We start from the raw sequence: 23143 nt of genomic DNA, 5'->3' as shown, positions 1-23143 counted from the left end.
GACCTTCCGGAAGGTGCGGGGCCGGGACGACGGGTCACTCTACCGAGCGCCTCCGCCCACCCGGCCCCGGTCGAGCGCGCTCGGGGAAGTCGTCCGGTGGATAGACCACCGACCACGGGCGGGGCTGGTCCGGGCGCAGCACGGTCGGGGCGGCCGGTGCCGGCCCGGCCAGGATCTCGGCGGCGGTCTCGGCGAAGGTCGACGCGGCCGGATGCGCCGCCCGGTCCGGCCAGACCGCCGAGGTGCGGCGCCGCAACACCGGTTCGGTCAACGGCCGCCAGGCGACCCGGGGCTCCCGCCGGGCCGTCGACTCCGGCTCGAACGCCACGCATCCCCGGGCGAGCACCAGACCCAACAGGAACTCGGGGTTGCCGGCGTGCCGGACCCGCCGGGGCGTGAAGCCCTGCCGGCGACACACGTCGAGGACCTGGTCGTGCCAGTCCGGCGCGGTGGCCCGGGGAAAGATCGCCAGGTCGTACCCGGCGAGGTCGGCCAGGGCCACCTCCCGCAACTGGGCCAGCGGCGAGGCGCGCGGCAGCAGTACCCCCAACCGGACCTCGACGACCGGCCCGACCCGCAGCCCCTCGGCCCGGACCGGGTGGTGCACCAGCCCGACGTCGAGGCGGGCCTCGGCAAGCATCCGGAGCTGCTCCGCGCTGGTCAGCTCCTGGAGGTCCACGTCCAGTCCGGGCGCCCGGTCGGCCATCGTGTGCAGCAGTGACTGGAGTGTGACGGCCGGGGTCTCCGGCGGTACCCCCGCCCGCAACGTCCCGATCTCGCCGTCCCGGGCCTTGCGCATCACGATCCGGATGCGTTCCTCGGCGGCGAGCAGGGTCGGCGCCTCGGCCAGCAGGAGCTGCCCGGCGGTGGTCAGGCTGATCTGGCGCCGGGAGCGGTCGAAGAGCACGACGCCGAGCTCCCGCTCCAGCCGCTGGATCGACTGGCTCAGCGGCGGCTGGGCGATGCCGAGAATCTCGGCGGCCCGGCCGAAGTGCAGCTCCTCGGCCACCACGACGAACTGCCGCAGGTGCCGGGCCAGGTCCACCGGCTGATGATATGAGTTCGGATATCGGAGCCGCCCGCCGGCCGGCTATCGTCGCCAGGTGCCGACCGTGGAAGCCATCACCGGGATATTCGACGAGGTGGGCGTCGACGCCCGGCTGCACGTCACCGACATCGACGGCGGGGCCGAGCTGGGCATCGGCGCCGACGACCAGGTGGTGCTCGCCTCGATCTTCAAGATCCTGCTGGTACTGGAGTTCGCCCGGCAGGCCGCCGCCGGGCAACTCGACCCGACCGAGCGGGTGGTGGTGCGCGCCGAGGACCGGTTGGGCGGCTGGGGTACGGCCGGCTGTGCCGACGACGTCGAGGTGTCGCTGCGCGACCTGGCGTACTTCGCCATCACGGTCACCGACAACAGCGCCGCCGACCTGCTGCTGCGCCGGGTCGGTCCGGACGTGCTGCCGCTGCTCGCGGCCGAGCTGGGACTGACCCGTACCCGGATCCTCGGCGGGCCCCGGCAACTGCTGGAGTCGATGTACGCCGACGTCGGCGCGCGGGACGACGCCGAGTTCGCGCAGATCTTCCCGCTGCTGCCGGAGGAGCGGATCCGGGCGATGCGGGTACACGATCCGGAGCGGACCACCTCCAGTACGGCCCGGGAGGTCACCCGGCTGCTCGGCCTGATCTGGCGGGACGAGGCGGGCCCGGTTCCGGCGGGTGCGCTGGTCCGGGAACTCATGGGCCGGCAGCTCTTCTGGACCCGGATCGCCTCCGGCTTCCCGCCCGGGGTACGGGTGGCCGCGAAGATCGGCACCCTGCCCGGCCTGCACGCCGAGGCCGGGGTCGCGGAGTATCCGGACGGCGGCCGGTACGCGATCGCGGTCTTCGCCCGGACCCGGCGGCTGGCGACCCGCCGGATCGACGTCGACCTGGCGATCGGCGAGGCGGCCCGGACCGCCGTCGAGGCCCTGCGCGCCGGCTGACCGTCACCGACTCATGGCCGCGAGCTGGCTTGATATCCGAACGGATATGGCCGGTCCGCCGGCCTCGCAGCGGGACGGATACCGGGGCGCGTTCAGGCCCGGAGGAACCGGTCGACCGGCAGCGGGCGGTCGGCGATCCGGATGTCACCGATCCACCCGTTGAAGCCCGGCTGCGGGATCCGGTCGTGGTGGTACGCCCCGACCAGCCACGAATCGCCCGAGGTGGCCAGCCCGGACGCCGCGACGGAGGGGTTGCGGAGCAGCCGGGCACCGTCGACGTAGAGGGTGCTGAGCCGGCCGTCGTTCACCACCGCGACGTGGCACCATTCTCCGGCGGTCAGCTCGTGCCCCCAGTTGGCGACGATGCCGTCCAGCTCGGTAGGGAAGACGGCCCACTTCAGTGCCATCCCGGCGGAGAGCCCGAGCAGCGCGGTCGGCTCCGCCGGGTCGGCTCCGGTCTTGCCGGCGTCCCGGCCGGTGCCGTACCGGCTCAGGATGCCCATCCCGCCCGAGCCGCTCTCCCGGACGTCGGCCGGCAGCTTCACGAACGCCTCGATCGTGTAGCCCTGCCGGAACGTCGCCGCGTTCAGCGGCGCACCGTCGACCGTACGCAGGTAGCCGCCCGGGCCCGCCTGCCGGCCGCCGGAGAAGAAGAGGCTGCCGTGCGCCGGCTGGTCGTCGTGGTGCTCGGCCGACCAGCGGAGCACCTCCGGACGGCCACCGGGCAGGCTGAGCCGGGTCAGGTGGTTGTTCCGGCCGGAGAGGTCCTCGACCCGGAAGCCCTCCGGTACCGCCGCGCCGTCCCGCCCCTGGTCGAACCGCCAGTACGCGACGACGCCGTCATCGACCACGGCGGCCGGCCCGCGCGCCGCGCGGCGGGCGACCGGGGCGAAGCCGGCGAACCGGTCGGCGAAGTCGACCGCCAGGCTGAACCGGTTGGCCGGGTCGGTCAGCTCGACCTCCCGCCGGGCCAGCGCGTTGCGCCGCTGCGCCGACTGGCCGAGGATCCACGGCGAGAGCGTCTCGACGTCGATGGTGTTCCGGGCCAGGTCGAACGAGTAGAGCCGGAGCATCCCGCCGCCGCCGTAGTAACGGTTCTGGTAGTTGGTGATGTGCACCCGCACGTCCCGGCCGGCGTCATTGCGCAGCACGGTGCGCCCGGGCGGCCAGTAGTGCCCGTTGAGGGTGAGGAAGATCTGGTCGCTGTCCCTGACGAGCCGGTCCCAGAGCCGCTGGCCGTGCCCGGAGAGCCAGGTGGCACCGGCGTGGTCGGCGTCGGCAAGGTCGTGGGTGGTCAGGATGGCCGGGCTGGTCGGATGCGCCGCCAGCACCGACCGCACCCAGTCGAGCGTGCCGTCCGACGGCCGCCAGTCCAGCGCCAGCAGCAGCCACTCGCGTCCGGCGGCGGAGAAGACGTGGTACGTGTTGTAGCCGTCCGGCGTGCCGCCGCCGTACGTCGGCTGCCGGCGTAGCCGGTGCGGCCCGAAGACCTCCAGGTACGCGCTCGGTCCACGCTGGTCGGTGGTGGAGGCGTCGACGTCGTGGTTGCCGGCCAGCACGCTGTACGGCACCCGGTGCCGGTCGAGGATGTCGAAGACCCGACCCGCCTCGGCAAGCTCGGCGGCGGCCCCGTTCTCGACGATGTCCCCGAGGTGGGCGGTGTGCACGATGTTCCGCTCCGAGCGGTGCGCCACGATCCAGCGCAGTGTCGCGGTCAGCGGTGCGCTGTCGCCCCGGTCGCCGTCGAAGAGGTACTGGGTGTCCGGGACGACGGCGAGGGTGAACCGGGGCGAGGCGGTGTCCGGAGCGTCCTCGTCGGCGGCGGCCCGTTGCCAGGCGACGGTGGCGGCCGGCACCATCGCGCCAGTGGTGACGCCGCTGACCAGCCCGGCCCCGACCAGTCCGGCGCCCTGGAGGAACCCGCGCCGGCTCGCACCCTCTGCCATGGTCGTCCTCCTCGGAGTCCCGACGGCGCCTCGGGCCGGGCAACTATCGTGGGCGGATGACGATGCCCCCACCGCCTCGTGGGTTCAGGGCCACGGACATCCTCTCGGGGCAGGTACGGCTGCACAACTATCCGCTGACGTTCGTCTGCGTGGAGAGCGTCGGCGGGCTGGGCGTGACCGTGCTCCAGAAGACCATGGCCGCAGCCGAGCTGCTTGAGGCCCAGGGGTGGCGGGTGGTCAACTTTTCGGACGACGCTCGCCGGGTGTACCTCCGTCGCGAGCACCGCCGCCAGGACGGCGGCGGCCACGGTCCGGTGCTGCCGGGCCCACCACCGGTCCAGCCTCCCGGCCGGTAGGCCGCCACCTGAGCCCCGATCGCCCGATCAGTGCCGCCGGTCGGGGAGTGGAGGCGGTGCTGGCTGGTGCGGGGTCAGGTGGAGCCTGACCCGGTGGGACGGTCGTCGGTGTGCTGATGGTGGATCGAGGAGCTGGCCCGGCCGGTGTGGGACAGCGGCTTGCTGCCGAGGTGCGGGTCGAACATCGCCAGGTGGGAGTCGCGGGGCACCGGCCCGCCACGCCACATCCGGGGCGACCGGACGCCGTACTCGAACATGGCGGCGTAGCCGAGGAATCCGAGGGCCAGCACGATCAGGGCGATCTCGGCTGCGGCGAGCAGCAGTGGCCAGAGCGGGCTGGCGGCCGAGACGACGGCGTCGATGCCGATGCCGTAGACCAGGGCGGCGACGGCCAGCAGGACGGCGCCGAGGCCGTACGCGATGAAGCGGTGCCGCCGGGTCAGGGCGGTGGAATAGACGGTGAACACGATGACGTGTCCACAGTGTCCGCACTGAATCCGCTGCTCAGCCTTGCCGTGTGTCGGGCGTTTGGCGGTACGGGCCGTCTCGCAGTATTGAATGCCGAACCCGCCACCGTCCGAGGCCAGATCCAGGACATGCCCCGCTTCGAGGCGTATCCGATCTCGGACGTGCCAGAACGCCACCCGATCCTCCCGCAGAGGTCAGACATCCATGTACGGCTATCCTGACACATTTCGGCATGGATGCCCTGGGCCGCCTGACACGGGCTAATTCACGGCATGTGGTACGGCGTCGGTCGGTTCGATGTGGTGGGACGAGCCCGACGCTCCGTCTGGCTCAGCCGGGGGCCGAAGTACTGGTCGGCCGGCGGTGGCAGGTCGGGATCGGGCGGGGCGCTGGCGTACGTGTCGACGGGTGGCCCGAGTTACAGCAGGGGCTGCGGCAGGTGGCGGCGCTCGAGTCCCGCGACCAGGTGCCGCATGCCCGGCACCTCCGCCCAGTCCTCCCAGGAACTGTCGATCACGACGGGTCCGTCGACGCGCTGCAGGATGACCCGTTCGCCGTTGAACAGCAGCACCCCGTACGCCGGGTAGTCGTTGAAGAACGCCAGCACCACCTGCCCATCGGAGAAAGCCACCACTTGGCGAACACGTTCCCACCGGAAATCTGGCATCGCGTGCTTGTCCTGATGTGGCCGGCGCTACCTGAGGCGGCGCAGCTTCCTGACGATATCTCCCTAGAGGTCGCCGGTCTCGCCCTTGAGCATCGGCTTCAGGGGTGGCTCCGCCCGCTGGCAAACTGCGAGCATCGGACTCGTCGCGGTGGGTGGCGGAACGTCTCCTTCGAGACAAGCAAGTCGCAGGGCGCCAGGGCCGCGCCCCGGATTGATCAGTTGTTCGGTGCGGTGCAGAAGGTCTGGGAATCAGCGGCTTCATCAGACGCAGACGAGATGCGACACCCGGCAATTCGTTCCGTAAACCCAGGGACGTTCTTGCCTACCATTCTGGGCGCGGTAGGTTAGCCGAGCGCCCTGCGGCCGCCAAGGTGCGCGGCTATGGCCTGGTTGGCTTCCCAGCCGTCCGGGAACTTGACCGGTACGTTCAGGTGCACCGGCTCGGTCGACGGATGCGCGTCCAGCAGCTCGCTGATCCCCGCCCGGGCCACCACCACACACGCGTGCCGGTGCCGCGACACCAGCACACACAGCCGCCCCGCCTCCAGGTGGAACGCGGTCGCGTCCCGCCGCCCCGACAGCGGATGCAGCACGATCACCACGTCGTACTCGCGCCCCTGCAAGCGATTCGCCGTGTCCACCGTGATCCCGGCCCCGGCCGCCCCGAGCCGCGCCCGGATCGCCGCCACCTGGTCCCGATGCGCCGCCCCGACCGCGATCCGGTCGGCGGTCACCGCAGCGCCCTCGGGAGAACGCTCCGACACCGCCACCGCACCCCGCTCCAGCACCCGCAACGCCAACCGCGCACAGGCCGCCGCCGCCTCCGAATCCGTCCGCAGCGTGTGCCGCGCCGGCAGCTCGTACAGCGCCCACCCGGTGGACGCCGCCATCTCCAGCGCCTCGTCCACCGCCCCACCACCGAACCCAGCGGTCGCAAAAGTCAGCGACCGCTGCGCAGCCGTGGTTCCCGCCGAGAACCCGGTGAACGGATAGAACGCCTCCGCCACCACCGGGGCCGCCGACGCCGGCAGCCGCCACGACACCGGCAACCGGTGTACCGGCAGATCAGGGTTGTGTCGCAGCAGCGCCGCCACCGCCGACTGCATCGGATCCCAGGTCAGCCCGGTCCACCGCTCAGTTTCCACCGTCGAGAACGGATCCAGCTGCCCCGGATCACCGACGAACAATGCCCGGTCGAACCGCCCCGCCACCCGCAGCAGCGCATCGGAGCGCATCTGGTACGCCTCGTCCACGATCGCCCACGGCCAGCGCCCCTCCGGGACCAGTGCCCACTTGGCGGCCGTACCGATGATCACGGACGACGGGCCCAGGTCCGCGACCTTCGCCGCGACCCGGACCGTCGAATAGTTCTTGATCCGGTCCGTAGCCGTGTAGTCGTTCGCCGACAACCGCCCGATCGCCAGCTCCGGCTTCGCCTGCGCCAACCGGTCGATCAGGTCGTCGACCTGCTCGTTCGTCTGCGCGACCACGATCAGCGGCTCGCCCGCCTCGGCCAGCTCGCCCGCCGCCCGCACCACCAGGGTCGACTTTCCCGCCCCGGGCGGCGAGTCCACCACCACCCCACGATGGTCGCCGCTGTGCAGGTCGGCCAGTACCTCCCCGACCACCCGCCGCGCCGCCTCACCCGGCGGCAGCACCAGCTTGGAAGAGGACGGAACAGCAGACCTCACGACCACTCCTCCCGAGCGTCGTCCACGGTCGGCTCGACCGGCTCCTCGTACGCCTGCGGCGGCCCGCCGTGCGTCCACGGCGTCTCCTCCCGGCTCGGGAACTCCCCCGGCGGCATGAACGAGTCCGACAGCGTCGTGTAGCAGAGCGAATCTCCCACCTCCGGCACGCTCCCCGGCGCCGGACTCAACGACCGCCCCAACCCACCCGACAGCTCCAACACCACGTCCGTCCGACCGGTCGACCGGTCCGGCGTCACGAAGACGACCCGGGCCTTCTGCCCCGGCCGGCTCGGCGAGTGCAGCACCGCCCCCACCGTCACCTGCACCGGATCACCCGTCGTCACCTGGATCCGGGGCCGCAGCACCCGCCGCTTCCCGCTGTCGTCGATCCGATTCGGATCCGCCAACGTCACCTCACCCACGAACGCCTCCCCGGTCAGCCGGTAGTCGGCCATCACCAGCGGGTCGTCGTAGGCGCGCTGGACGGCGTACGACTGCAACGCCCGTTCGAGCCGGTGCAGCCGTTGCGCCGCGTTGACCGCCCCGTCCCGGCGCGGCTGCGGATAGCCGCCCCCGTCGACATAGAGGGTGAAGGTGCTGAAGACGTCCCGGTCCTCGGCCCAGCGCCCGGGAACCCGCGCCCCGACCGGCAGTCCCCGGAGCAGCGAGACGCCCCGCCACATCAGCTCCCAGGTCGGCGTGAGCTGCGACCGCAGGGCTTCTTCGAGTACGCCCCGAGCCCGCGACCGCCGCAGCTCGTCGCCACTCCCCGCCGCCTCCTGGTAGGCGGCCATCGCCGGCGCCAGCACCTCGTTGTCGAAGGTCGGATCCGTGGCCGGCCCGGCCGGCGGCCAGCGCAGCGGGTCCTCGGCCATCACCGCCGCATCCGCCCCGCTCAACCCGTCCCCGGGGTCGATCCAGGCCAGCAGCGCCGCCAGATGGGCATCCTCCAGCGCGGACTGCCCGGTCGCCCAGTGCAGCCCGAGCGCCTCGGTCATCGCCAGCAACATCCCCGAGCCCGGATGCTCCGCCCGGTCCGCCAGGAACGTCAACCACTGCCCGAGCAGCGGCACCGACGGATGCACCGGATAGTCGCCGTCGGTGCGCCGGAACCGGGTCGACCGCCCGAACAGCCGGACGAACCCGATCCCCGCCGAGTTGGGCACCAGCACCTGCGGCGCGTCGACGTACCGGTAGCGGACCTCCCGGCCCCGGTTGGCCGCGACCGCCTCGGTGACGCCCCGGAAGCTGTCCAGGTAGGGCAGCAGCACCTCGGCCAGCTCGGCGGCGAAGCCGAACCGCTGGTCCCGGTTGCGCGGCTGCGGCACCACCAGCAGTCTCGGCTCGGCCGGGTCGGTGCCGACCAGTGCGGCCAGCGGGGCGTTCGCCTCGCCGGCCATGCTCAGCGGGATGAAGACCAGCGGCCGGTCCGCGACGTGCAGGTGGCGTACGGTCGTGATCCGCTGGGCGTGCCCGGCCGCCACCGCCTCGGCCCTGGCCAGCGCGGTCAGCGTGCTCACGCCACCGTCCCGGCAACCACCGCCGCCGTCACCGGCCCGGCGGGCCCGGACAGCAGGATCATCCCGCCGTCCCGAGCACCTCGGCGCGGAGCCGGGCGGCGTTGCGGAGCAGCGCCGCCGCCTCCTCCTGCTCCTCGGCCGGGCTCAGCTCGCCCTTCGCCAGCCCGAGCGCGGTCTCGACCCGCTCGATGCCGCCCAGCTCCTCCCGGGCCGAGGTGCCGAGCGCGGCGGTGCAGCCGCGCGCCTCGGCCCGGCAGAAGTAGGCCAGCTCGCAGACCGACAGGCAGTCCGGGGCGTACCGGGCGTCCACCGTCCGCAACGCCTCGACCAGCGCCTCCGGGGCCCGGGTCGGCACCCCGTCGGCGTCCGGGGCCAGGTCGAAGCTGAGGTTCGCCGGCAGGGCGGCCAGCATCGCGTCGACCTTCGTCATCCGGCCGAGCTGCCGTCGCAGTACGGCCAACTGCCGGCGTACGTCGACCAGCACCGCCGTCGGCGAGTTGGAGAAGTCGCGCGGGCAGACCAGCACCACGTCGTGCGCCACGATCTCCGGGTCGTGCCCGGCCTCGGCCAGCATCTGCCGCATCGCCAGCACGTAGACGGCCGCCTGGATCGCCGCCGCCGACACCTTGCCCGGGTCGGCCTGCCCGTCGACCACCGCGAACGACTTGATCTCGACGACGTGGAACCGCCCCTCGTGCTGGAAGGCGATCAGGTCCGGTTCGAGATAGACCCGCTGGCCGGCCACCTCCAGGGCGAGCAGCGGGTGGTCGAAGAGCGTGCCGGCGTCCTCCTCCCCGGCGGCGGCCCGCAGCAGCAGAGCCCGGGAGCGGGCGTACCGGACCTCGGGGGTTTCCTTCTCCCGCCCGGTCACCGTCTCCAGGTCGTCGTACGCCACCTCGGGAATCGGCAGCCCGAGCCGTTCCCGGAGCAGTCTCACCAGCTCGGCGGCGCCGCTCGCCTTCACCTGCGCCTCGAACGCGTTGCCCCGGGCGATGGCGAAGCCGGACTGCCCGAACCGGGCCGGAAAGTCGACGTACGCCGCCAGCCGCTGCTTGTCCACCCCGGCCGTGTCGAGCACGGCCCGGCGGGCGCAGCCGGGGTTGCGGGTCAGCGCGGCGATGGTACGCGCGTTGTGCCGCTTCGGCTTCGCCCCACCCCGGATCGCGGCCAGCCGATCGGCGGTGCTCCTGCCGGTGTCCATGCTGATGCTCGTCATGCCGTCTTCCTCTGGAGCGTCCGCAGCGTACTGCCGAAGAGTTGTTGCACGTCGTCGAGCTGCCGGCGGGCCCGGTCGGCCGCCGCCTTCCGCTGTGCCCGGTCGGCTTCGGCGTGTACCGCCTGTTCGGCCTCGGCCGCCCGGATCACCGTCTGCGGATCCACTGTGTCATGGCGATCAAGTGTTGCCGGTGATCCGGTCGGGCCGGGGATGTTGGTGGCGCCGGGGATGTTGGTGGCGAACCGCCACAGCAGTCTGCTGACCGGGGCGCTGCCGTCCGGCATCGTGCCGGCCCGCCGGGCGACCCGGACCGCCGCGGTGAGGAAGTCGACCCGAGGGCTGAGCGGGCCGACGATCCTCCGTTCCAGCGGCCAGGTGGAGACCGCGATCAGGCCCCGCGCCGGTGCCAGGTGCGCGGCGGTCAGCGCCGCGCAGAGATGGTACGGCCGGCCGTACGGCGCCGTCTCGAACGAGCGCTTCTCGTCCCGTCGCAGGTGGGTGAGGCGGTTCGCGGCCAGGCTCGGTGCCGACGGGCCGAAGAACGCCGCGTGCACCTCGGCGATCAGTTTCGGCGCGGCCGGTACGGAGAGCAGGGTCAGCGCGTGGTGTACCTGCTCACGTACCGGCAGCAGCGATCCGACCGGCCCGGGTCCGGCCCCCGCCTGCGTCTCCTCGACCGGGTCGGCGAGGTCGGCGAGATCGGCGACCGCCTGCTCCCAGTCGCGCTCGGCGGCCCGCAGCTCGGCCCGGAGTGCCCGGGTCCGGCCGGTGTCCCGGGTCGCCACCGCGCGCCGGATCTCGGCCCGCAGGGCGTCGATCCGGTGCTCGATCGCGTCCACCGACTCGGCCACGCTCGCAGCGTACGAGTTCCACTCTTTTCCAGCAATTACCAGCGTCGCGGCGCGCCGTCGCGCGTCGCCCGGCACCTCACGGCCGCTGGACCGCCGCACCGGGCGGCGCGGGCGTCACTTGGGCAGTCGCGGCTTCGCCGCCTTGAACACGGCGATGGCGAACTCCCGCAGGTCGATGTTCAGGCCCTTGACGTCGACCCGCACGTTGAACGCGCCCTTGGGCAGTTGTGCCTCAAGCACCCCGAAGCTGCCCAGGTCCGCCCAGTACGCGGTGACCCCGAGGCCGGAGACCTTCGGCCCGCCGAAGACCTGCTCCGCCTTGTCGCCCGGCCGCCACGTCATGGTGACCTGGGTGAGGTCGTGGTCGAGGACGTAGGTGCACCGGTTCCGGTCCCCGCTCACCTTCTGCACCGGCTTGGACGCGCTGGCCAGCTCGCTGACGATCCGGCTCACCTCCTCCCCCTCGACGAATCCGCAGCCCGCCACCTGCGGCCGTCCGGACGGCGTCGCCGGAGCCGACGGCAGGGCCACCGCAGGGGTGGTCGGACCGGACGCGGCCGACGGTGCCTTCTCCGCCAGGACCGACGGCAGCCTCGACAGCTCGAACTGCGCCGCGCACGAGTACGGGCCGCTGCCGTGGACCACCTCGACGCCGTCCACCTTGATGGTGCAGGTCAGTTGGTACGACAGGTCGGAGCTGTTCGCGTTGCCCTGTACGAAGAGGAGGGCGACGCCCGGCTTGGTGGTGACCTCGGTACTCCAGAAGGGCACCGTCCCCGGCGACGCCGCCTCGACGCCGCCGCCGTCCGGGCCGGCGTAGCTGATCTTCAGGCTCTCGTTGGCCGTGCCGGAGGCACTGATCGAATACGACACCCTGTGTGAGGGTTCCACCTGCGGCTCGGGCACCTCACCTGGCCCGCAGCCGCCAACCACCGTGACGATTCCGATCAGCACCAGGGCAGCCATCCGTCGCACCCGGGGCACCCTACCGGACGCCCCCGACCAGGGACCGCCCCGACAGTCCTGGGTGGAAGACCGCCGGAAAACCGGCCGCGTCGGGTCGCCGCGCTCCGCTACGCTGCGCGCCGTGCGCAGAGCGGTGACGACCTTGGTGCTGATGGCCCTGTTGGCCAGTGGTCTGGCCGGTTGCCGGCCGGACCCCGTCGAGCGGGTCAATCCGCCGATCACGGTCTTCCTCACCGCCGACGTGACCCCGGAGCAGAAGCAGGCGGTGCAGGAGAGGCTGCGCGGCGTACCGGACGCGGCCGAGGTCAGCTTCCGGAGCCGGGAGCAGGCGTACGCGGACATCAAGGAGCAGTTGGCGGACAATCCGGACCTGCTCGACGGGGTACGCGCCGACAAGCTCCCCGAGTCCTTCAGGCTGACCCTGCGCGACCGGGACGCCTTCGACCGTGCCGTCGCCGGTCCGCTCGTCGCCGAACTGCGTGAGCTGCCCGGGGTCGACGACGTGGTCTATTACCAGGGAGGATCCGGGCCCACCCCGCCACCGTCGGCCCCGGCCGTGCAGAGCTGCGCCTGGGGAAGTCTGTCGCCCGCGCCGAAGAAGGGGGACTGGCGCGAGATCTGGGTGTACCTGTCGAGGACGATCTCGGAGTCGGAGCGGCAGGCGGTCGAGGCGAAGCTGCGTGCCCTCCCGGATGTGGTCGCGGTCCGGCTGGAGCCCCGGGACGACACCGACGGCACGACCGGTCCGGAACGCACCGGCTCGGCCACCCCGATGCTGCCACCTCGCCGCCATGATCTGTACCAGGTCGAGCTGGCCGACCAGGCCGCCGCCGACCGGGTCGCCACCTCCGAACTGGACGCCGAACTCTGCCGGCTGCCCGGCGTCGCCCGGGTGGTGCTGCCGCCGAAGCGGGGCGGCTGACAGCCTGCCCCGCCACCAGCGGCAGATCCAGCCGGTCAGCCGCCCAGCCGCTGCCGGGCCAGGAACTTGGGAACCACCATCCGCCACGCCTCGGTGACCAACTCGGTCATCTGCTCGTGGTCGAGCCGGGCGAGCCGGCAGCACACCCAGTTGAAGCGCAGGTCCGACTCGCCGGGCAGGAGGAACAGCTCGGGGTCAGCGGCGACCAGGGCCGCGCGCTCCTCCTTCGGGAAGCCGAAACCCATCGTCTCCTCGTCCCGGGAGAAGGCGACGTAGACGATCGCGCCGACCCGGAACTTCACCCGGTCGCGGATCAGGTGCTCGCTGCTGCGCGGCAGTGTCCGGGCCAGCGCCCGTACGTCGGCTACGGTCACCATCGGCCGAGCGTAACGAGGGGTACCGACAAGCGGCGCCGGTCCGGCACCCCGGCGAAGATTCTTCCGCCGACCGGCAACCGAACCGCCGTGTCACTCCGATAACGAGTAGACGCAGCGGAGAGGAGCCCGGGTGACGGCGGAAGAGGATCAGGACTACGTCGAGTACGTCTCGGCGTCACTCGACCGATTACGACGGACCGCGTACCTGCTCTGCGGTGACGCCAACCGGGCCGACGACATCGTCCAGTCGACGCTGGTCTGCGTCTACCTGCGCTGGTCGAGAATCCGCGCCGTCGAGAACCTCGACGGCTACGTGCACCGCATCCTGGTACGCCGCTACGTCGACGAGAGCCGCCGGTCCTGGGCCCGGGTGCTACTCGCCTGGCGGGTACCGGAGCTGGCGGCGGAACCCGCCGCCAGCAGCGAGGACGCCGACGCCGTACGCGCCGCGCTCGGCACGCTGAGCCGCAGCCAGCGCAGCGTACTGGTGCTGCGGTTCTTCTGCGACATGTCGGTGGCCGAGACGGCGGCCGTCCTCAACTGCTCCACCGGCACCGTCAAGAGCCAGACCTCCCGGGGGCTCGCCGCGATGCGGGAGTTGCTGCGCGGCCAGTGGCCGACGGGCAGTCCGGGTCAGTTACAGGAGGCGGGAAACCAGTGACAGAACCCGACGACGAAGACGCCCGCTACCTGCGGGCCCGGTTGGCCGCCGTCACCCCTCCGGCGGGGCGGCTCAGCGCGGACGGGCTGCTGGCCGCCGGGCAACGTGCCGGCCGGCGACGGCGTACCACGGCGACCGCCCTCGGGGCGCTGCTGCCGGCCGCCGCCCTCGTACTGGTGATGGGCGGGTTCCTCCCGTGGGACGACGACACCGCCCCGCCCCCCGGTCCGGCCGGCACCGTCGCGCCGAGCGCCTCCCCGGCGACCGCCGCCTGCACCCTCGAACACCTGCCGCTGCCTGCCGGCGCGACCTCGGGAGCGGTGCTGGCCGGTTCCCCGAACGGGCGGCACCTGGTCGGCAGCTTCCAGCGCCCCGGGATCGCGAACCTCCCCGCCTGGTGGCAGGAGGGGCGGCTGCGGTCGGTCCCGGTCGAGGCGGACGCGATAGCCCGGGACGTCAACGACAACGGCGTCGTGGTGGGCAGTGCCACCGGGTCGAACGGGCAGGATGCCCCGTGGGCGTACGTCGACGGCAAGCTGGTCTGGCTGCCGGTCCCGGCCGGATACACCGGCGGCACGGCGCAGGGAATCAACGCCCGGGGCGAGGTCGCCGGCACCCTGTTCGGCCGGCCGGAGCGGGCCGTCGTCTGGCGTGACCTGGCCGGCTCTGTCCGGATGGAGGTACTGCCGGCCCCGGCGGACGGGGCGTTCGCCACCGGCATCGCCGACTCGGGGGTGGTGATCGGCGGCCTGCACAAGGCCGGCCTCCCCTACCGGTGGGACGTCGAGGGCCGGGGCAGCGTACTGCCGCTGCCGGCCGGGACGGACCTGGGCTCGGTGCACGGCATCCGGGGCCGCTGGGCGCAGGGCACGGGCTCCAAGAGCAACGGCGCTCCCGCGCTGGGCACCGGCGCGCCGATGCCGGTGCTGTGGGACCTGGAGACCGGCACCGCCACCATCGTCGGCAGCGACCACCCGGGCGCCGTCAACGTGCACGGATTGTTGGTGCTCAACCGGCGCGAGGGTGAGGTCCTGCTCCGCGACCCGGACGGTAACCAGCGGAAACTGCCCGGCGCCGAAGGCTGGCGGTACCAGGGCGGCACGGTCAACGACGACGGTACCCAGATCGCCGGCATGGGCGGCGCCCTGCCGGTCCGGTGGCTCTGCCCGCGATAGCTCCCGGCCCGGCAGGCCGAGGTCGGCCGGGCGCTCCGGTCGGCGCCGGCTCTCGCTCAGCGAGGGCCGGGTCTCGGTGAGCGGGCGCCGGCCTTCGCTCAGCGGGCGCCGGCTCCCGCTCAGCGGGCGTCGACCGGGGCCTGCGCGGCCAGGTGCTGGCGGGCGAACTCCAGCGCCGCCCGCAGGTCGCTCTCCCGGTCGGCGCGGCTGCGGGCCCGCCGGGTGGAGACCTCCACCGCGACCGAGCCGGTAAAACCGCGCCCGGCGAGCGAGGTCAGCAGCTCCGCGCAGGGCTGGGTGCCCCGGCCGGGCACCAGGTGCTCGTCCCGGCCCTCGCCGGTGCCGTCCCCGAGGTGTACGTGCGCCAGCCCGGCCCCCATCGTGTCGGCCATCTCCAGCGCGTCGCTGTGCGAGGCGGCGCAGTGCGACAGGTCCAGGGTGTAGGCGGGGTAGCCGATGTCGGTCGGGTTCCAGCCCGGCATGTACGGCACGAACTCCCGGCCGGCCATCCGGACCGGGTACATGTTCTCCACGGCGAACCGGATCCCCGGGTGCTCGGCGCCGAGCTTGCCGAGCCCGTCGACGAACGAGCGGGCGTACTCCCGCTGCCAGGTGAACGGCGGGTGCACCACCACCGTCGGTGCCTCCAGGGTCTCGGCCAGCACCGCCGAGCGGCGCAGCCGCTCCCACGGGTCGGAACTCCAGACCCGCTGGGTGACCAGCAGGCAGGGCGAGTGCACCGAGAGCACCGGTACGCCGTAGTGCCGGGCCAGGCCCTGTAGCGCTCCGGCGTCCTGGCTGACCGCGTCGGTCCAGACCATCACCTCGACCCCGTCGTAGCCGAGCGCCGCCGCCATCTCGAAGGCGGCCGCGGTCGGCTCGGGGAAGACCGAGGAACTGGACAGCAGTACGCGGGTGGTCACGGTCTCAGGGTAGCCCGATCCGGCACATCCCACCCGGTCGCGGATCCGGCGCAAAGCCCCAGTGGCGGACGAAAGCCCAGGTCAGGCCGGTTCTCGTCGCCCATGCGCCGGCTCCAGCAGATCGAGCCGGCGCAGGATCACACCCTCCCGGAGCGCCCACGGGCAGATGTCCAGGTTCTCCACCCCGAGCCGGCGCATCGCCGCCTCGGCCACGATCGCCCCGGCCAGCAACTGGTGCGCCCGGCGGGCGCTGACCCCTTCGAGTTCGGCGAGCTTGCTCGGCGGGATGTGCCGGATGAAGCCGATCACCTGTCGCAGCCCGGTCTGGGAGAGGCTGCGTGGCGCCCAGAGCCCGTCCGAGGAGGGTGCCGCCCCGGCCAGCCGGGCCAGGGTCCGGAAGGTCTTGCTGGTGGCGGCGACCCGGTCCCAGCCGACCTCGACGGTGTCGTCGACCACGGTGTCGAGCATCTCCTCGACGTACGCCTCCAGCTTGGCGACCGCCGCCGACGACGGGGTGTGGTTGCTCTCCGGCCCCACCTCCAGCCACTCCCGGGTGAGCCGGCCGGCGCCGAGCGGCAGCGACTGGGCGAACTCGGGCTCCTCGTCGATCCCGGCCGCCACCTCAAGCGAACCGCCGCCGATGTCCAGCACCAGCAGCCGCCCGGCGGACCAGCCGAACCAGCGGCGTACGGCGAGGAAGGTCATCCGGGCCTCGTCGGCACCGGAGAGCACCTGGAGGAGTACCCCGGTCTCGGTCCGAACCCGGGCCAGCACCTCCGGCGCGTTGGTGGCCTCCCGGACCGCGGAGGTCGCGAAGGCCAGCAGATCGTCGGCGGTCAGCCGGGCCGCGGCCATCTTCGCCTCGTTCACCGCCGCGACCAGCGCGTCGGCGCCGGCGACCGTCAACGCACCGTCCCGGCCGATCTGCTCGGCGAGCCGGATCACCGCCTTCTCGGAGTGCGCCGGCCAGGGATGGGCGCCGTGATGCGCGTCCACGACCAGAAGGTGCACGGTGTTGGAACCGACATCAAGCACGCCGAGCCGCATGGCAAAGACACTAGACGCAGGTCGCGGGCGGATAGCGGGCGTAGGCTGACCGGGTGGCAGCAGCACGCGACCAGCTCCGGATCCTGGTGGACGACCCCGCCGACCCGCGCGCCCGGGAGGTCCCGCTCGACTTTCCCCGGGAGTGGCTCGAATTCACCGACCCGGCCGACCCCGAGCACCTGATCCGGGCCGACCTGACCTGGCTGCTCTCCCGCTGGACCTGTGTCTTCGGCCAGACCTGCCACGGCATCATCGCCGGCCGGGCCGCCGACGGCTGCTGCTCGCACGGCGCGTTCTTCACCGACGCCGACGACGAGAAGCGGGTCCGGTCGGCGGTCAAGCGACTCACCCCGCAGACCTGGCAGCACTACCGGCGGGGCTTCAAGAACTACACCGAGATGGACTCGGTGGACGGCGAGACCCCGGCCCGGCGTACGGCGACCCGCAGCGAGGAGGCGCCGTGCGTCTTCCTCAACGACGCCGACTTTCCCGGCGGGGGCGGCTGTGCGCTGCACGCCCAGGCGCTGCGCGACGGCGTACACCCGCTGGAATACAAGCCGGACGTCTGCTGGCAACTGCCGGTACGCCGGGACCAGGACTGGGTCAAGCGTCCGGACGGGACGAAGGTGCTGGTCAGCACGCTGGGCGAGTTCGACCGGCGGGGCTGGGGCGCGGGCGGGCACGACCTCGACTGGTGGTGCACCTCGTCGCCGGAGGCGCACGTCGGCACCGAGGCGATGTACCTGTCGTACTCCCCGGAGCTGACCGCGCTGATCGGCAAGCCGGCGTACGCCAAGCTGGCCGAACTCTGCGCCGAGCGGGAGCGGCGCGGCCTGGTGGCCACGCATCCGGCGACCGCCGGGGCCGACCCGGTGCTGGACGGGCCCGAGGAGGGTGGCCGGGAGCCGGCCAGCCCGAAGGCCGCCGCCGCCGGGCGGCGGCCGGCGCCGCAGCGCAGGCCGCGCGGCACTCCCCGCTGACCGGGGCGGATGCGCCGGCACTGACCGGCGTGGATGCCCCGGTTTACGGCTCGAACTTGTAGCCGAGGCCCCGGACGGTGACGATGAAGCGCGGTGCGGAGGGCTCCGGCTCGACCTTCGAACGCAGCCGCTTCACGTGTACGTCGAGGGTCTTGGTGTCGCCGACGTAGTCCGCGCCCCAGACCCGGTCGATCAACTGCCCCCGGGTGAGCACCCGCCCGGCGTTGCGGAGCAGCAGCTCCAGCAGCTCGAACTCCTTGAGCGGAAGCTGCACCGGGGAACCGTCGACGGTGACCACGTGCCGTTCGATGTCCATCCGGACCGGGCCGGCGGTCAGCGTCGGGGTGCCCGGCTCGACGGTCTCGTTGCCGCGCCGCCGCAGTACGGCCCGGACCCGGGCGACCAGCTCACGCGGCGAGTACGGCTTGGTCACGTAGTCGTCGGCGCCGATCTCCAGCCCGACCACCTTGTCGATCTCGCTGTCCCGGGCGGTGACCATGATGATCGGCACCTGGGAGCGTTGCCGGAGCTGCCGGCACACCTCGGTACCGGACATCTCGGGCAACATCAGGTCGAGCAGCACGATGTCCGCGCCGGTACGGTCGAACTCGGTCAGCGCCGCCGTGCCGGTCGCCGCGGCCGAGACCTCGAATCCTTCCTTGCGCAGCAGGTAGGAGAGGGCGTCGGAAAACGACTCCTCATCCTCGACCACGAGTACGCGGGCCACGGACTTTCCTCTCTGGTGTCGGTCCGGCTCGGAACTATCCGAACGAACCGGTTTCGATCTCAACTGACGGGGCTGGCGGCAGGAAGGCGTCCGGCGGACGCGCGGGAAGCCGAAGGGTGAACGTCGAGCCACCGCCAAGAGTGCTCGACACCTCGACCCGGCCGCCATGGTTGGTGGCGATGTGCTTGACGATCGCGAGGCCGAGGCCGGTGCCGCCGGTCTGCCGGGACCGGGCCTGGTCCGCCCGGTAGAACCGCTCGAAGATCCGTCCCACGTCGTCCGGGGCGATTCCGATGCCCTGGTCGGTGACGGCGATCTCGATGTGTTCGCCGGTACTCCGGAGCGCCACCGTCACCTCGGTCCGCTCGGCCGAGTACGCGATCGCGTTCTCCACCAGGTTGCTGACCGCGGTGGCGATCTGGCTGTCGCTGCCGTAGACGGTCAGGTCCCGTTCGCCCTCGACCACGACGGTGATCTGCCGGGCGGTGGCGGCGGTGCGGGTCCGGTCGACCACCTCGGCGGTGACCCAGTCCAGTGCGACCGGCTCCGGCGCGGGCAGCGGCTCCGCGCCCTGCAACCGGGTGAGTTCGAGCAGTTCGTTGACGAGCTTGCCGAGCCGGGTGGACTCGTGCTGGATCCGCTCGGCGAACCGGCGGGCCGCCGCCATGTCCTCGCCCGGGTCCAGCGTCCCGTTTCCGGTGCTCTGGTCGGTGGCGTCCAGCAGTGCCTCGGCGAGCAGCTGCAACGCGCCGATCGGGGTCTTCAGCTCGTGACTGACGTTGGCCACGAAGTCCCGGCGGACCCGGGCGACCCGGTGCGACTCGGTCACGTCGGCCGCCTCGACCGCGATGTAACCGGAGCCGAGCCCCATCGCCCGCAGGTGCACGCCGAGCGGATCGGACATGCCACCCTCGCGGCCCCGGGGCAGGTCCAGCTCGACCTCGCGGCGCACCCCGGTGCGCCGCACCTGGCCGGCCAGGGTACGGATGATCGGGTGCGCGGCGACCGTGCCCGGGGTACTGCCGACCCGGAGCAGTCCCATCGCCCGGGCGGCCGGGTTCACCAGGACCGGGACGTCGTGTGCGTCGAGGACGACCACCCCGACCCGGAGCGAGTCGAGGCTCTTGCGGCCGAGTCCCGGCAGCCCGCCGGCCTGCTCGTCAGTGCCTATCGCCAGCCTCCTGTCGCTACGTGTCCCGCCTCGGCCGGTGACGGTGCGCCCGGCCGGGAGCCATCCGGCGACCCGGTGGCGGAGCGGACCGAGGGACAGGCCGAGGCATAGCCCGATGAGCACGCCCGCGACCACCCCCCATTCCACGCGGCGATCGTAGGGTCATCGTTAACCTGTCGACCAGGCAAAATCGGGCGAATCACGCGGGCATCCGAGAATGTTCACCCGCCGGCCCGGTGCCGTTCACCGATGTTCACCCCGGCGCCGCCGGATCCCCCTACCGTTGTCCGGACCGACACCCCACCGTCCGGGCGCGAACCCGCCACGGCCGGCGAAACCGCCACCTCCGAGCAGGACGTGATCATGCGCGACGAATTCCGGATCGACCTGAACATCGTGAGCCAGTTGCTGGTGGACATGGCCGAGGCGATCCGGGTCGCCATGCGGCAGGCCACCCGGGCGCTGCTCACCGCCGACCGGACGGCCGCCGAGGGCGTGATCGAGCGGGACGCGGAGATCGACGCCCTCTACCGACAGGTGGAGGAGCGGGTCTGTGACCTGCTGGCCCGGCAGGCACCGGTCGCCTCCGACCTGCGAGCCCTGGTCACCGCCCTGCACGTCGCCGCCGACCTGGAGCGGATGGGCGACCTCGCCGACCACGTGGCCAAGACGGCCGTACGCCGGCACCCGTCTCCGGCCGTACCCGCCGAGCTGCGTCCGGTCTTCACCGAGATGGCCGGGGTGGCGGACCGGATCGCCGACAAGATCACGAACGTCCTCTCCAAGCCCGACGCCACCGTCGCCGCCGAACTCGACTCCGACGACGACGCCATGGACGAGCTGCACCGGCAACTCTTCGCGGTGCTGCTCGCCGACGACTGGCCGTACGGGGTGGAGACCGCGATCGACGCCACCCTGCTCGGCCGCTTCTACGAGCGGTACGCCGACCACGCGGTGAACGCCGGCCGCCGGGTCGTCTACCTCGTCACCGGCGAGACCCAGGTGTAAGGAAGGGCCCCTTCTTATCGTTTTTTGTATAAGAAGGGGCCCTTCCTTACACCTCAGCGGCCCTGGTTGGCGACCGCGGCAGCGGCCTCCCTGGCCGCTTCGGGGTCGAGGTACGCGCCGCCGGTCACCAGTGGGCGCATCGACCGGTCGAGGTCGTAGCGCAGCGGGATCCCGGTCGGGATGTTGAGCTTGGCGATCGCCTCGTCGGAGATGCCGTCCAGGTGCTTGACCAGCGCCCGGAGCGAGTTGCCGTGCGCGGCGACCAGCACCGTACGGCCGGCGAGGATGTCCGGCACGATCGAGTCGAACCAGTACGGCAGCATCCGGTCGACGACGTCCTTGAGGCACTCCGTCTTCGGCATAAGCTCGGGTGGCAGCAGGGCGTAGCGCGGGTCGCCGGCCTGGGACCACTCGTCGCCGTCGGCGATCGGCGGCGGCGGGGTGTCGTACGACCGGCGCCAGAGCATGAACTGCTCCTCGCCGTACTCGGCCAGGGTCTGCTTCTTGTCCTTGCCCTGGAGGGCGCCGTAGTGCCGCTCGTTGAGCCGCCACGAGCGGCGTACCGCGATCCAGTGCCGGTCGGCGGCGTTCAGCGCCAGCTCGGCGGTGCGGATCGCCCGGCGGAGCACGCTGGTGTGCAGCACGTCGGGCAGCAGGTTGTGCTGGCGCAGCAGCTCGCCGCCGCGCCGGGCCTCGCTCTCACCCTTGGCCGTGAGGTCCACGTCGACCCAGCCGGTGAAGAGGTTCTTGGCGTTCCAGTCGCTTTCGCCGTGCCGGAGCAGCACCAACGTGCCCACCGCGGCGCCCTCGCCCGCCACCGCGGCTCCCTCCGGCCGATCACTCGTGCTCGCAGTCATGAAACTCATCCTGCCGGACCCGTCGGGAAGGCATGCGGCGACCCGGGGTGACGACCGACACGTGGAAAACGGGATGACCAGGCCGGACCCGCCGCACTAGCTTCGTAAGGCGTCTCACGATGCGCGGTCATTACAAGTACGGGGGCGGCGGATGCGAACGGTCGGGAAGTGGTTCCAGGACACCACCGGCGGGTTACCCCGGACCTTCTGGTACCTCTGGACCGGCACGCTGATCAACCGGCTCGGTTCCTTCGTCCTCGTCTTCCTGGCCATCTACCTGACCACCGAACGGGGCTTCTCCGAGTTCCAGGCCGGAATCGTGCTCGGGCTCTGGGGCGCCGGCGGGGCGGTCGGCACCCTCACCGGCGGGATCCTCACCGACCGGTGGGGCCGGCGGCCCACGCTGCTCACCGCGCACCTGGGCGCGGCGGCGATGATGCTGGCGCTCGGCTTCGCCCGGGAGCTGTGGCTGGTCGCGCTCGGCGCGCTGCTGCTCGGGATGTTCGCCGAGGGGGCCCGGCCGGCGTTCGGCGCGATGATGGTCGACGTCGTACCGGAACGGGACCGGCTGCGCGCCTTCACCCTGAACTACTGGGCGATCAACCTCGGCTTCGCCTGCGCCGCGATCCTGGCCGGGCTCGCCGCCGAGGCGAGCTACCTGCTGCTCTTCGTGGTCGACGCGGCGACAATGCTCTGCACCGCACTGATCATCTTCCTGCGGGTGGGCGAGACGCGGCGGGTCCGCCTTGACGCGGCCGGGCTGGTCGCACCGCACCGGGGCGGGCTGGGCAGCGCGCTGCGCGACCGGGTCTTCATCGGTTTCGTGGGGCTGAACATCCTGCTGGCGCTGGTCTTCATGCAGCACATCTCGATGCTGCCGATCGCGATGGGCCAGGACGGGCTGTCGCCGTCGACGTACGGGGCCGTGATCGCGGTCAACGGGGTGCTGATCGTGGCCGGGCAGCTCTTCGTACCGCGACTGATCCGGGGGCGGGGCCGCTCCCGGGTACTGGCGCTGGCCGCCCTGATCACCGGGCTCGGCTTCGGGCTGACCGCGTTCGCGGACGCGGCCTGGTTCTACGTGCTGACCGTGTTGATCTGGACTCTCGGCGAGATGCTCAATTCGCCATCCAACTCCACCCTGATCGCCGAGTTGTCCCCGGCGGCGCTGCGCGGTCGCTACCAGGGACTCTTCTCGCTCTCCTGGTCGGTGGCGACGTTCGCCGCCCCGGTCGCCGGTGGCTTCGTACGGGAACAGTTCGGCAACTCGGCGCTCTGGCTGGGCTGCGCGGTGCTCGGCGGGGTGGTGGCGGCCGCCCACCTGCTGTCCGGGCCGGCCCGGGAACGGCGGGTCACGGCACTTCGTGGAGCCGAGCTCGGCACGACGGGACCGACTGCGGGAGCGACCGGACCGCAGTCGGAGGCGGCGAGCCCGGAGGCGGCGAGCCCGGAGGCGGCGAGCCCGGAGGCGGCGAGCCCGGAGGCGGCGAGCCCGGAGGCGGCGAGCCCGGAGGCGGCGAGCCCGGAGGCGGCGAGCCCGGAGGCGGCGGGCGCCGGGGCGGCCGACGAGGCAGGCTCGGGACGGCGCTCGGCCACCGCCCGCGTCTGAGTCAGGAGTTTCTCGCGACA

At 72.4% G+C, this 23143-nt stretch carries 22 protein-coding genes and 1 pseudogene; 8 read left to right on the top strand and 15 right to left on the bottom strand.

The annotated features are described in order from the left end of the window. Positions 1 to 34: 34 nt before the first annotated feature. Positions 35 to 1045, bottom strand: coding sequence for a LysR family transcriptional regulator (locus tag V1634_RS31390; protein ID WP_331211332.1), 1011 nt, complete (start codon positions 1043 to 1045; stop codon positions 35 to 37). Between the two features lie 58 nt (positions 1046 to 1103). On the opposite strand from V1634_RS31390, the gene V1634_RS31385 reads away from it, so the two are divergent. Beyond that, a complete protein-coding gene (locus tag V1634_RS31385; protein WP_331211331.1) occupies positions 1104 to 1985 on the top strand; it encodes a serine hydrolase in 882 nt (293 codons plus the stop codon). Positions 1986 to 2077: 92 nt separating this feature from the next. On the opposite strand, the gene V1634_RS31380 is transcribed toward V1634_RS31385, so the two are convergent. After that, a complete protein-coding gene (locus V1634_RS31380; protein WP_331211330.1) occupies positions 2078 to 3931 on the bottom strand; it encodes a LamG-like jellyroll fold domain-containing protein in 1854 nt (617 codons plus the stop codon). Positions 3932 to 3987: 56 nt separating this feature from the next. Between V1634_RS31380 and V1634_RS31375 the strand changes: the two genes are divergently transcribed. Then, positions 3988 to 4287 (top strand): hypothetical protein, encoded by a 300-nt coding sequence (locus V1634_RS31375; protein ID WP_331211329.1) that lies wholly within the window; start codon positions 3988 to 3990, stop codon positions 4285 to 4287. A gap of 74 nt (positions 4288 to 4361) precedes the next feature. Here the strand turns inward: V1634_RS31375 and V1634_RS31370 are convergent, their stop codons facing one another. The 7 genes from V1634_RS31370 to V1634_RS31340 form a co-directional block, all read right to left on the bottom strand. After that, positions 4362 to 4754 (bottom strand): hypothetical protein, encoded by a 393-nt coding sequence (locus V1634_RS31370; RefSeq protein WP_331211328.1) that lies wholly within the window; start codon positions 4752 to 4754, stop codon positions 4362 to 4364. Between the two features lie 419 nt (positions 4755 to 5173). Then, entirely contained in the window at positions 5174 to 5386 is a 213-nt protein-coding gene (locus V1634_RS31365) for a SitI3 family protein (protein WP_331211327.1), read from the bottom strand. A gap of 380 nt (positions 5387 to 5766) precedes the next feature. Then, complete coding sequence (locus tag V1634_RS31360) at positions 5767 to 7077, bottom strand: AAA domain-containing protein (protein WP_331211416.1); 1311 nt, start codon at positions 7075 to 7077, stop codon at positions 5767 to 5769. A gap of 32 nt (positions 7078 to 7109) precedes the next feature. Further along, a complete protein-coding gene (locus V1634_RS31355) occupies positions 7110 to 8633 on the bottom strand; it encodes a hypothetical protein (protein ID WP_331211326.1) in 1524 nt (507 codons plus the stop codon). A gap of 58 nt (positions 8634 to 8691) precedes the next feature. Then, on the bottom strand, positions 8692 to 9849 hold the full coding sequence (locus V1634_RS31350) for a hypothetical protein (protein ID WP_331211325.1): 1158 nt from the start codon (positions 9847 to 9849) through the stop codon (positions 8692 to 8694). Then, positions 9846 to 10700 (bottom strand): hypothetical protein, encoded by an 855-nt coding sequence (locus V1634_RS31345; protein ID WP_331211324.1) that lies wholly within the window; start codon positions 10698 to 10700, stop codon positions 9846 to 9848. Before V1634_RS31345 ends, V1634_RS31350 begins: the two co-directional genes overlap by 4 nt. A gap of 114 nt (positions 10701 to 10814) precedes the next feature. Beyond that, positions 10815 to 11573 (bottom strand): hypothetical protein, encoded by a 759-nt coding sequence (locus tag V1634_RS31340; RefSeq protein WP_331211323.1) that lies wholly within the window; start codon positions 11571 to 11573, stop codon positions 10815 to 10817. 214 nt (positions 11574 to 11787) lie between these two features. Between V1634_RS31340 and V1634_RS31335 the strand changes: the two genes are divergently transcribed. Beyond that, positions 11788 to 12588, top strand: coding sequence for a permease-like cell division protein FtsX (locus V1634_RS31335; protein WP_331211322.1), 801 nt, complete (start codon positions 11788 to 11790; stop codon positions 12586 to 12588). 35 nt (positions 12589 to 12623) lie between these two features. Here the strand turns inward: V1634_RS31335 and V1634_RS31330 are convergent, their stop codons facing one another. Beyond that, positions 12624 to 12965, bottom strand: coding sequence for an MmcQ/YjbR family DNA-binding protein (locus tag V1634_RS31330; RefSeq protein ID WP_331211321.1), 342 nt, complete (start codon positions 12963 to 12965; stop codon positions 12624 to 12626). 130 nt (positions 12966 to 13095) lie between these two features. Here V1634_RS31330 and V1634_RS31325 point away from each other — a divergent pair, with 130 nt between their 5' ends. Continuing rightward, a complete protein-coding gene (locus tag V1634_RS31325; protein WP_331211320.1) occupies positions 13096 to 13626 on the top strand; it encodes a SigE family RNA polymerase sigma factor in 531 nt (176 codons plus the stop codon). Beyond that, a complete protein-coding gene (locus V1634_RS31320) occupies positions 13623 to 14801 on the top strand; it encodes a hypothetical protein (protein WP_331211319.1) in 1179 nt (392 codons plus the stop codon). The genes V1634_RS31325 and V1634_RS31320 overlap by 4 nt, the downstream gene beginning before the upstream one ends. 119 nt (positions 14802 to 14920) lie before the next feature. Here V1634_RS31320 and V1634_RS31315 read toward each other — a convergent pair whose 3' ends face one another. Together V1634_RS31315 and V1634_RS31310 are read right to left on the bottom strand one after the other, a co-directional pair. Further along, complete coding sequence (locus tag V1634_RS31315; RefSeq protein WP_331211415.1) at positions 14921 to 15658, bottom strand: sugar phosphate isomerase/epimerase family protein; 738 nt, start codon at positions 15656 to 15658, stop codon at positions 14921 to 14923. Between the two features lie 147 nt (positions 15659 to 15805). Further along, the gene (locus V1634_RS31310) at positions 15806 to 16771 is read right to left on the bottom strand and encodes a Ppx/GppA phosphatase family protein (RefSeq protein WP_331211318.1); all 966 of its coding nucleotides are present in this window, start codon (positions 16769 to 16771) and stop codon (positions 15806 to 15808) included. Between the two features lie 80 nt (positions 16772 to 16851). Between V1634_RS31310 and V1634_RS31305 the strand changes: the two genes are divergently transcribed. Further along, the gene (locus V1634_RS31305) at positions 16852 to 17751 is read left to right on the top strand and encodes a hypothetical protein (protein WP_331211414.1); all 900 of its coding nucleotides are present in this window, start codon (positions 16852 to 16854) and stop codon (positions 17749 to 17751) included. A gap of 43 nt (positions 17752 to 17794) precedes the next feature. Here the strand turns inward: V1634_RS31305 and V1634_RS31300 are convergent, their stop codons facing one another. Beyond that, positions 17795 to 18478 carry a response regulator gene (locus V1634_RS31300; RefSeq protein WP_101369394.1) on the bottom strand — a complete coding sequence of 228 codons (684 nt, stop codon included), beginning with the start codon at positions 18476 to 18478 and terminating at the stop codon, positions 17795 to 17797. 34 nt (positions 18479 to 18512) lie between these two features. Next, positions 18513 to 19796, bottom strand: coding sequence for a sensor histidine kinase (locus tag V1634_RS31295; RefSeq protein WP_331211317.1), 1284 nt, complete (start codon positions 19794 to 19796; stop codon positions 18513 to 18515). Between the two features lie 216 nt (positions 19797 to 20012). Here V1634_RS31295 and phoU point away from each other — a divergent pair, with 216 nt between their 5' ends. Beyond that, positions 20013 to 20657, top strand: coding sequence for a phosphate signaling complex protein PhoU (gene phoU, locus V1634_RS31290; RefSeq protein ID WP_331211316.1), 645 nt, complete (start codon positions 20013 to 20015; stop codon positions 20655 to 20657). A 53-nt stretch (positions 20658 to 20710) separates the two neighbouring features. Here the strand turns inward: phoU and V1634_RS31285 are convergent, their stop codons facing one another. Further along, positions 20711 to 21514 (bottom strand): phosphoglyceromutase, encoded by an 804-nt coding sequence (locus V1634_RS31285; RefSeq protein WP_331211315.1) that lies wholly within the window; start codon positions 21512 to 21514, stop codon positions 20711 to 20713. A gap of 151 nt (positions 21515 to 21665) precedes the next feature. On the opposite strand from V1634_RS31285, the pseudogene V1634_RS31280 reads away from it, so the two are divergent. Continuing rightward, a pseudogene (locus V1634_RS31280) lies at positions 21666 to 22887 on the top strand (MDR family MFS transporter); the annotation flags it as partial. Positions 22888 to 23143 lie beyond the last annotated feature (256 nt).

Origin of the sequence: Plantactinospora veratri (genome assembly GCF_036421995.1) — a bacterium.
Classification (GTDB): Bacteria; Actinomycetota; Actinomycetes; order Mycobacteriales; family Micromonosporaceae; genus Plantactinospora; species Plantactinospora veratri.
This window is presented reverse-complemented; position numbering and strand designations above follow the sequence as displayed.